Genomic DNA, 8,680 nt, shown 5'->3' with positions numbered 1-8,680 from the left:
GCTGAACGTCGACCGGATCGACCTCTACCAGCTGCACTGGCCGCCGCAGGACGGCACACCGGTCGAGGACACCGTCGCGACGCTGCACGAACTGCGCACGGCAGGGAAGATCCGGTCGGTGGGCGTGTCCAACTTCGACGTCGAACTGCTCGAACGCGTCGGGCCGGTGGGTGGCGTGGAGGCCCTCCAGCCACCGTTCTCCGCGATCAGGCGGGAAGCCGCCACGGAGATCCTGCCGTACTGCGCCAAGCATAATATTGGAGTTATCGTTTACAGCCCGATGCAGTCGGGGCTACTTACCGGATCATGGTCTGCCCAGCGCTCGGCCGGCCTTCCGGCCGACGACTGGCGGCGCAGGTCGCCTGATTTCACCGGCGAGCCCCTACATCGCCATCTTGCCCTTGCCGACGTCCTGCGGACCGTGGCGAAACGGCACGAGGTCACCGTCGCCTCGGTCGCCGTCGCCTGGACCCTCGCCTTCGACGGTGTGACCGGCGCCATCGCCGGTGCGCGCCGCCCGTCCCAGGTCGACGGCTGGATCGCAGCCGCCACACTCACGCTGAGCGCGGATGACCTCGACGACATCGAGATAGGCATCGACCGCCTCAGCGTCGGCTCCGGACCGTCTCGACCGATGTGGTGACGAACACCTTCTGAAGCCTCCGGACACACCGGAGAAGCGGACCCGGTAGTCATCAAGTGATCTACCGGGTCCGTCAGATCGCCATGCGATCCGGTGGGTTCCCACGGATGTCGCGGCGCCTCACACGTGATTTACACGATTCGACAATCTCATCCACATGGGCGCGTTGTCCGATGATGGTGGGCCGACGCCGACAGGCCCACCGCCTTGTCCAGCGACGCGAAAGAGCCTGATGACCCGTGACACGACCACGGCCGAGGTATCCACACCATGGTCAGCCGGCGCCTTCGGAGTCCACCACGGAACAAAGAAAATCCCAGGACAGGGAGTAACAGTGTCAGTCGCACGAGGAATCCCCATGGGGACGGGCATGCGCTGGGTGACCCGGCACGGCGTGGCACGAGGGCTGATGCACATGGCCCGACGTCGTGGCGACACGCACGCTCTGCTGCTCACCGATCCGGTGCTGCGCGCCGACCCGTTTCCGTTCTACGAGCAGGTCCGGTCACAGGGCACCTTCGTATCCGGCCGGCTGGCAATGATAACCGCCAGCCACGAAGCCGCCACAGCCGTCCTACGCAGTGAACGCTTCCGGGTCGGCTTCGACGGTTCCAACTTGCCCTGGCCGCTGCGTGCGCTGTCGGCTGTGTCCCGGGACGAAAGAACCAACAGCCCGATCGACCCACCGTCATTGCTGGTGGTCAATCCACCCGACCACACCCGCTACCGCAAACTTGTGTCCAAGGTGTTCACGCCCCGGGCGATCGGGAACCTACGCGGTCGCATCGAGGAGACCGCGGACGAACTCCTGGAGAAGATGGCGGGCCAGGAACGGGTCGATCTGGTCGATCACTACGCCAGCCTGCTACCGGTCACGGTGATAGCTGAGATCCTCGGCGTTCCAGTCGACATGCGCACCCAGTTCCTGGCCTGGGGGACCGCGGCAGCGCCAACTCTTGACATCGGCCTGCCCTACCGGACGTACAAGCACGCGGAGGACGCTCTTCGGGAAATCAACAGCTGGCTGCGCGACCATTTCGGGCGGCTGCGGCGCAACCCGGGCGAGGATCTGCTCAGCAGACTCGTCCTCCTCGTCGACCAAGGCGAACGCCTGACCGAGACAGAACTGATCGCGACTGCACAACTGCTGCTCGCGGCCGGCTTCGAGACGACCGTCAACCTGCTCGGAAACGGCACCGCCCTGTTATTGGCCCACCCTGAACAACGGATGCTCCTGCGCGACGATCCGGCGCTGTGGCCGAACGCCGTCGAAGAAATCCTGCGGTATGAGTCACCGGTCCAGACCACCGCCCGATTCGCTCGCCAGGACACCGAGATATGCGAGTTTCCGATACGCGCTGGGCAACTGGTGACCGCTCTGCTGGGTGGCGCCAACCGGGATCCGGATGTTTTCACCGATCCGGGCCGGTTCGACATCCGCAGGTCCAACGCCCGGGAGCACCTGGCCTTCTCCGGCGGCATCCACTACTGTCTCGGCGCCGCACTTGCCCGACTCGAAGGTGAGATCGGCCTGCGCAGACTGTTCGAACGCTACCCGGACCTGATGCCGGCCGGTGAGCCCCGCCGGAGGCCGACCCGGGTGCTGCGCGGCTATGAGGCCTTTCCGATGGCTCTCGGGTCCTAAAAGCCGACCACTCGGTTTGAACCGGATCATCTGGATCGTCTTGCGGCCTGATCTCGACGGCCGGCCGGGAGCAGAGGCTCTCGCGGAGAGATTCGCAGGGAACCCTCACGAAGCATAGACGCCTGTCAGATGTCACGGCGAGATGTTCTGTTCGTCCATCCGACATCCTCGACAGGAGATATCTGGTGTTCGCACCGTATCGACGCCTGAGAACACGTGCCTGTTCTGGCGTGGCCAGCTTGCTGGGCGTCACCACTCTTGCCATCGGCATCATTTCCACGGTGTCGCCGGCACCCGATCCGTCGGGGCCCCCGTCCGTGGCCACGGTGAACGCGGCTGCGAATGACGATCGGCCGAACTTTGTGTTCGTCCTGGCTGACGACCTCGACCAGACCACGTCGCCTTACTGGGAGGCCATGCCATACACGGCGTCCCTGATCCGCGACAAGGGCATGACGTTCACGAACGGTTTCGCTCCGACGCCGATCTGCTGCCCGGCGCGGGGTACCATCCTCACCGGTAAATACGGCCACAACACCGGGGTGCTCACCAACGCCGGTGACGTCGGCGGCTGGGCCACCTTTGCGGCGAACGGCAACGAGGAGAAAACCTTCGCCAGGTACCTGCACGACACCGGCTACGACACCGCTCTGGTCGGGAAGTACATGAACGGGACCGAGGACGACCCGACGCACATCCCGCCGGGCTGGTCGGAATGGTACGGAAGCGTCGACAACTTCTTCTACACCGGCTACAACTACGCACTGAACGAGAACGGCACGATCGTCGACTACGGTGGCCCGGAAAATCCGGCGAACTACTCGACCGATGTCGTCGCCGCCAAGTCCACCGACTTCATCCGACGGGCGGCTGCCGGAGACGAGCCGTTCTTCCTCTACGCGGCCTCCACGGCGCCGCACCTTCCGCTGCCCCCGGCCCCACGGCATGCCGACAACCCGTTCGCCGACGACGCCGCACCGCGGACTCCGAATTTCAATGAACCGGACGTCTCGGACAAGCCGTGGTGGCTCCAACAGAGCGCGAAGGCGCGGTCCGCGCAGTTAGCCGCGACCAACGGCCCGGACTACCGGAACCGGATGGGATCGCTGTACGCCTTCGATGAAATGGTGCGGGGCATCGTCGAAACCCTGGGCTCGGTCGGTGAGCTGGACAACACCTACCTCGTTTTTACCTCGGACAACGGCTACAACCTGGGCGCGCACCGGCTGATCGGCAAGCAGGCGCCCTACGACGAGTCGATGCGGGTACCCCTGGTTATCGCCGGTCCCGGAATCGAACATGGCACGGACAGGCACATGGTCGCCCACATAGACTTCGCCCCGACCTTTCTTGAGCTGGCCGGGGTGAGCATTCCACCGGACGTCGACGGGCAGTCGCTCGTCCCGCTGCTCCATGGTGAGGAACCCGCATCCTGGCGTACCGATCTGCTGGGTCAGTACGCCGGCCCCGGTGTCGACGGCCAGGACGGGATCGCCGCCGAGGCAGTGGGAAAAGCGACCGCTGTCTACCTCGACATACCGCCGTGGAGCGGCCTGCGGACCGCACGGTACCTCTATGTCCGCTGGTATGACCTCGACCGCTCACCGCAGGTCCACGAACACGAGCTCTACGACCTGAACGCCGATCCTTACCAGCTCACCAACCTGCTCGCGACCCCGGCGGGCAAGGTTCAGAACGCGGCCCTGGTCGCCGACCTCGACACGCGTCTGAACGAGCTTGCGACCTGTTCCGGTGCCACCTGCCGGAGCTGAACACGCGCAGAACCGCCGTGGCCGGCACTATTGGCGTGGCCGGCCACGGCGGTTCGTCTCATCCGGACGATCCCGCCTGGTGATAGGCAGGAAGGTGAATGGGCAACGTGATCCGGACAGTGGTCCCGCGACCCAGGACGCTGGATGCCTCAGCGGTACCACCGTGGGCCGCCGCCACCGCGGCGACGATGGACATGCCCAGGCCGTTGCCGCCGTGCACGCGGTCGCGACCGTCGGTCGCGCGAAAGAAGCGGTCGAAGATCCTTTCAGCCACCTCGGGTGGCATACCAGGACCCTCATCGTGGACGCGGAGGACAACCATGTGATCACTTCGAGTAAGTTCCACCGTGACCGCGGCTGTCGTCGGCGTGTGGACCCGGACGTTGGCCAGCAGATTGCCGATCACCTGCCGTAACGCGTCCGCCTCTGCAACCACGGGGCAGCTTTCCGGTAGGCGCAGCGTCACCGGGCGAGCCGGCTGCACGACCACCGCGTCACGGACGGCGTCACGCACCAGTGCCGCGAAGTCCACCTCGACCCGGATCAGCGGACGCTCCTCGTCGAGGTGGGCGAGGTAAAGCATGTCATCAACCAGAGAACCCATTCTGCGGGCCTCGTCGTACACCCGGCGCAACGCGTCGTCCACCTCTGCGGGTGGCACGATCCCCTGCCGGAGCAGGTCGACGTAGCCTCGGACGGATGTCAGCGGTGTCCGCAGTTCATGCGAAGCATCAGCAACGAACCGCTGCAGCCGCTCCTGAGAGCGCACCCGGTCGTCAAAGGCGGTCTGGATCTGACCGAGCATCGTGTTGATCGCGGCAGCCAGCTGACCGGTCTCGTTGTGGGGCGGGTGGTCGGGTACCCGGCGGGACAGGTCCCCGGCGGCGATCGCGGCGGCTGTGGCCGCGACATCGCGTATGGGGCGCAGGCCACGACCGAGCAACAACCAGGCCGAGACGCCCGCGAGCACGAGGACGGCCACTCCGGCGACGGTTTCGACGGCCACCAGCCGGGCGAGGGTCGCCACGACCGGCTGCAGAGGCACGGCGACGACGTCCGGCATTCCGGTCCCGGGCAACGTGCCGGCGAGGACGCGGTACCTGCGGTCACCATAGATCACGGTGAACGGCCTGCCCACGGCGACCCGGGCAGGCCGTTCACCGATGACGTCCATCAGCGGGCGTGGGGGCAGCGGGTGACCGACATCTCCGACAACCCGCTGTACGGTGCCATCGGCATGGCGTAGTTCCACCACGTAGTTGGTCGGCGCGACGACCTTCTGCAGTCCTTCCGCACCGAGAACCGGCGCGATACCCGTCAGCAGAGCGACGCCGCGGATGGTGAGCAGACTCTGCGCGGCCTGGAGCTCACTGTCGGTCCGTTCCAGCAGGTAGGCACGCAGCGCGACCACGCCGGCGACAGCCGGGATCGTCAGCCCGGTCGCCATCAGCAGCGCAAGGCCGACCATCAGCCGGACCCGCAACGTCCGGACCCGCAACGTCCGGGCCCGCAGCCTCGGGGACAGCAGAAGCCGGATCTGACGTGTCACGGCGACACAGTCACGCGGGCCGGAGACAACGTGATCATTCTCCTCCCGCTCCCGGGGTTCCTCCCGGACCGCTGGAACGGACCCCGGGCTCCCGCAACATGTAGCCGAACCCCCGCTGGGTGTGGATCAGTGGCGGCCCGTGCGGCGCGAGCTTGCGCCGCAGATAACTCACGTACTGGTCAACAATGGTGTACTCGCCGTCGAAATCGTAATTCCAGACCGCGTCGAGGACCTGGACACGTGACAACACCCGGCGCGGATTAGTCAACAGGTACCGCAGCAGCTTGAACTCTGTGGGCGACAGTTCGATCGGATGGCCGTCCCGGGTCACCTCGTGGGTGTCCTCGTTCAGGATGACGTCGGCGAAGGTGAGTATCTGCGCGGCGGCCGGCGGATGATCACGCCGTGTGCGGCGGAGGACGGCGCGTACCCGGGCGACCAGCTCATCGATGGAGAACGGTTTGGTCACGTAGTCGTCGCCACCGCAGGTGAGCCCGACGATCTTGTCGGCATGGCGGTCACGAGCAGTCAGAAAGATCACTGGAATGTCGATCCCGGCGTCGCGCAGCCGGCGACAGACCTCGAAACCGTCGGTGTCGGACAGCAGGACGTCAAGCACCATGAGATCCGGTTTCGCCTCGGTCACCGCCGCGATCGCCTCGTCCCCGCACGCCGCGGTGACCACGTCGAACCCGTGGAACCGCAGGGACATGCGCACAAGGTCAACGATGTTCGCCTCGTCGTCCACAACCAGGACCCGTGTCGGCTGCGGACCATGGCTCGCGTTCCCGCTCACTGGCCTCCTCCCGCGTGGCCTGGCATCCAGCACACCGCCCACACATGTGAGTTGTATGTGAACCGAACGGCTTGTTCATATCCACCTCTCACAGGAGAGAGGCAGACTCCAAAGATGCGTCCATACCCGTATACACCTCTGAAAAGTGATCAAAATCTGCAAACCATCAGTTCGCTCTTCCGCCGCGGGCGGGATCCGGCCCGACTTCCCGCAGGGTCACACTGAAAGGCGTGGGACACGAAACGTCCGGCCTCGTCCTGGTAGTGGAGGACGAACGTCATATCGCCGATCTCATCCGGATGTACCTGGCACGTGACGGGTTCGGGATGCACCTGTGCGGCGACGGTACCGACGGTCTGGCCTCGGCCCGCCTCCTGGCGCCGGTAGCGATCATTCTCGACATCCGGTTGCCCGGGATGGACGGGCTCGACGTCATCCGGACGCTACGGGCCGAGGGGAACTGGACACCGGTGCTCTTCGTGACAGCTCGCGACGAAGAGGCCGATCGGATCCTGGGGCTGGAGCTGGGCGCGGACGACTACGTCACCAAGCCCTTCTCCCCGCGCGAACTTGTCGCCCGGCTACGAACCGTGTTGCGCCGCGCGGCCGGAACACCCGATGCCGCAGGGACGCTGCGCGCCGGCGGGGTGGTGATGGACCTTGGCCGGCGCCGTGTCCGGGCCGACGGCCGGGAGGTCGTGTTGACCGCGACCGAGTTCGACCTCCTGTCCGCGTTACTGCGTCGCCCCGGTCTTGTGCACTCCCGTGAACGGCTGCTGTCGCAGGTGTGGGGCTATACCGCGGCAGCCGGCACACGGACCGTCGACGTCCATGTCGCCCAGGTCCGGGCGAAACTGGGTGACGCGAGCCCGATCCGGACGGTACGCGGTGTCGGTTACACCGCCGACGCCTGACCGACCCCGTCCCCGGGAGGTGGGCTGGCGGTACCGTCGATGGCCGGGATCCCGGCGGTCCGGGCTGGCCTTACGGACAGCTCTGCTGACCACGGCTGTCGCCACCCTGACGGCCGTCCTCACCGGAACGATCTTTCTGCGACTAATCGGTGGAACAGCCGACGAACAGGCACGTCGGACGCTGGACAGACAGGCTGAGCTCGTCGCGCAGCTCTATGACCGGCCGGCGAGAGCGGTCGAGTTCAGACCCGGTGCGGTCCGGATACTGGCCGCCCAGCAGATCACCGTGATCCGTGTCGACGGCGAAGGGACGGTGATGTCCAGCTGGGGATCACGGATCGCTCGCAGGGCGGTACTGCCTGCCGACGTCCTCGGCAGGTTGGCGGCGGGAGACCCGGTCGGCCAAGCCAGAACGGTCACGGGAGATCGCGTCAACATCGCCGCACGACCGTTGCCGGACGGGGGTGCGGTGGTGCTGGCCCAGCCCGCCTCCCAGGGTCGGGAGCTCAGCGTGCCGGTGTCGCGCCGGCTCGCCGTCGCCCTCCTCGTCGGGCTCGCCACCGCGACGGCGGCGGGCGTGCTGCTCGCACGCCGGCTCGCGCGTCCCCTGCGGGAGATGTCGATTGCCGCGCACGAGCTGGCGACGGGCCGCCGGGACATCCGCGTCGCGGCGACCGGCCCGACCGAGGTAGCCGAGGTGGGTGACGCCCTCAACCGGCTCGCCACCGCGCTGGTGACGAGCGAGCAGCGGCAACGGGAGTTCCTCCTGTCGGTCTCCCACGAACTGCGGACGCCGCTGACCGCCATCCGCGGCTTTGCCGAGGCCCTGGCGGACGGGATCACACCACCCGACGAGGTGCCCGGAACCGGGCAGGTGGTGCTCGCCGAGGCACTGCGGTTGGACAGGCTGGTCCGGGACCTCCTGGGCCTGGCCCGCCTGGGTGCTGACGACTTTCATGTCGATCCGGCCACGGTCGACATGACCGGCATCGTCGGTGCCGCCGCGCGGGTGTGGGAGAGGCGATGTTCCGCCGAAGGCGTCCCGCTGCGGGTGGAACTTCCGGACGGGCCGGTTGTCGCGGTCACCGACGCGGCCCGGTGCCGGCAGATCCTCGACGGGCTGGCCGAGAACGCGCTGCGGGTCGTGCCGGCCGGAGCCCCGATCGTGTTCGCTCTCCGGAAGGAGGGGGAACACGCCGTGATCGAGGTCCGTGACGCAGGGCCCGGCCTCACCGCGGAGGACTGCTCGGTCGCCTTCGAGCGATCCGTGCTCTACGAGCGCTACCGCGGCATCCGCCCGGTCTCCACCGGCCTCGGCCTGGCCCTGGTCGCCGGCCTCACAGCACGGCTCGGCGGCCAGG

7 protein-coding genes are annotated in these 8,680 nt (G+C 66.9%); 5 read left to right on the top strand and 2 right to left on the bottom strand.

Annotated elements, in window-relative coordinates; all coding sequences use genetic code 11:
- From DD1DGNOD_RS03085 to DD1DGNOD_RS03075, 3 genes are all read left to right on the top strand, one after another.
- Window positions 1–643: aldo/keto reductase (locus DD1DGNOD_RS03085; protein WP_131769396.1), on the top strand; the 643-nt coding region annotated here is incomplete at its 5' end.
- 358 nt (window positions 644–1,001) lie between these two features.
- The gene (locus tag DD1DGNOD_RS03080; protein ID WP_131765201.1) at window positions 1,002–2,288 is read left to right on the top strand and encodes a cytochrome P450; all 1,287 of its coding nucleotides are present in this window, start codon (window positions 1,002–1,004) and stop codon (window positions 2,286–2,288) included.
- Window positions 2,289–2,518: 230 nt separating this feature from the next.
- On the top strand, window positions 2,519–4,060 hold the full coding sequence (locus DD1DGNOD_RS03075; protein ID WP_241255432.1) for a sulfatase family protein: 1,542 nt from the start codon (window positions 2,519–2,521) through the stop codon (window positions 4,058–4,060).
- Window positions 4,061–4,118: 58 nt separating this feature from the next.
- Here the strand turns inward: DD1DGNOD_RS03075 and DD1DGNOD_RS03070 are convergent, their stop codons facing one another.
- On the bottom strand, window positions 4,119–5,609 hold the full coding sequence (locus tag DD1DGNOD_RS03070; protein WP_346434254.1) for a sensor histidine kinase: 1,491 nt from the start codon (window positions 5,607–5,609) through the stop codon (window positions 4,119–4,121).
- A 34-nt stretch (window positions 5,610–5,643) separates the two neighbouring features.
- Window positions 5,644–6,405: a response regulator transcription factor gene (locus DD1DGNOD_RS03065; protein WP_131765137.1), complete on the bottom strand. Its 762-nt coding sequence runs from the start codon at window positions 6,403–6,405 to the stop codon at window positions 5,644–5,646.
- A 230-nt stretch (window positions 6,406–6,635) separates the two neighbouring features.
- Between DD1DGNOD_RS03065 and DD1DGNOD_RS03060 the strand changes: the two genes are divergently transcribed.
- Window positions 6,636–7,319, top strand: coding sequence for a response regulator transcription factor (locus tag DD1DGNOD_RS03060; protein WP_241251180.1), 684 nt, complete (start codon window positions 6,636–6,638; stop codon window positions 7,317–7,319).
- Window positions 7,294–8,680: sensor histidine kinase (locus tag DD1DGNOD_RS03055; protein ID WP_241255431.1), on the top strand; the 1,387-nt coding region annotated here is incomplete at its 3' end. The genes DD1DGNOD_RS03060 and DD1DGNOD_RS03055, both read left to right, overlap by 26 nt.

Source organism: Candidatus Protofrankia californiensis (genome assembly GCF_900634765.1).
GTDB lineage: Bacteria > Actinomycetota > Actinomycetes > Frankiales > Frankiaceae > Protofrankia > Protofrankia californiensis.
This window is presented reverse-complemented; position numbering and strand designations above follow the sequence as displayed.

What these genes read in the sequence shown, in the direction of transcription:
- DD1DGNOD_RS03080 (WP_131765201.1), top strand. Translation starts at nt 1,002, where the DNA reads ATGGGGACGGGCATGCGCTGGGTGACCCGGCACGGCGTGGCACGAGGG.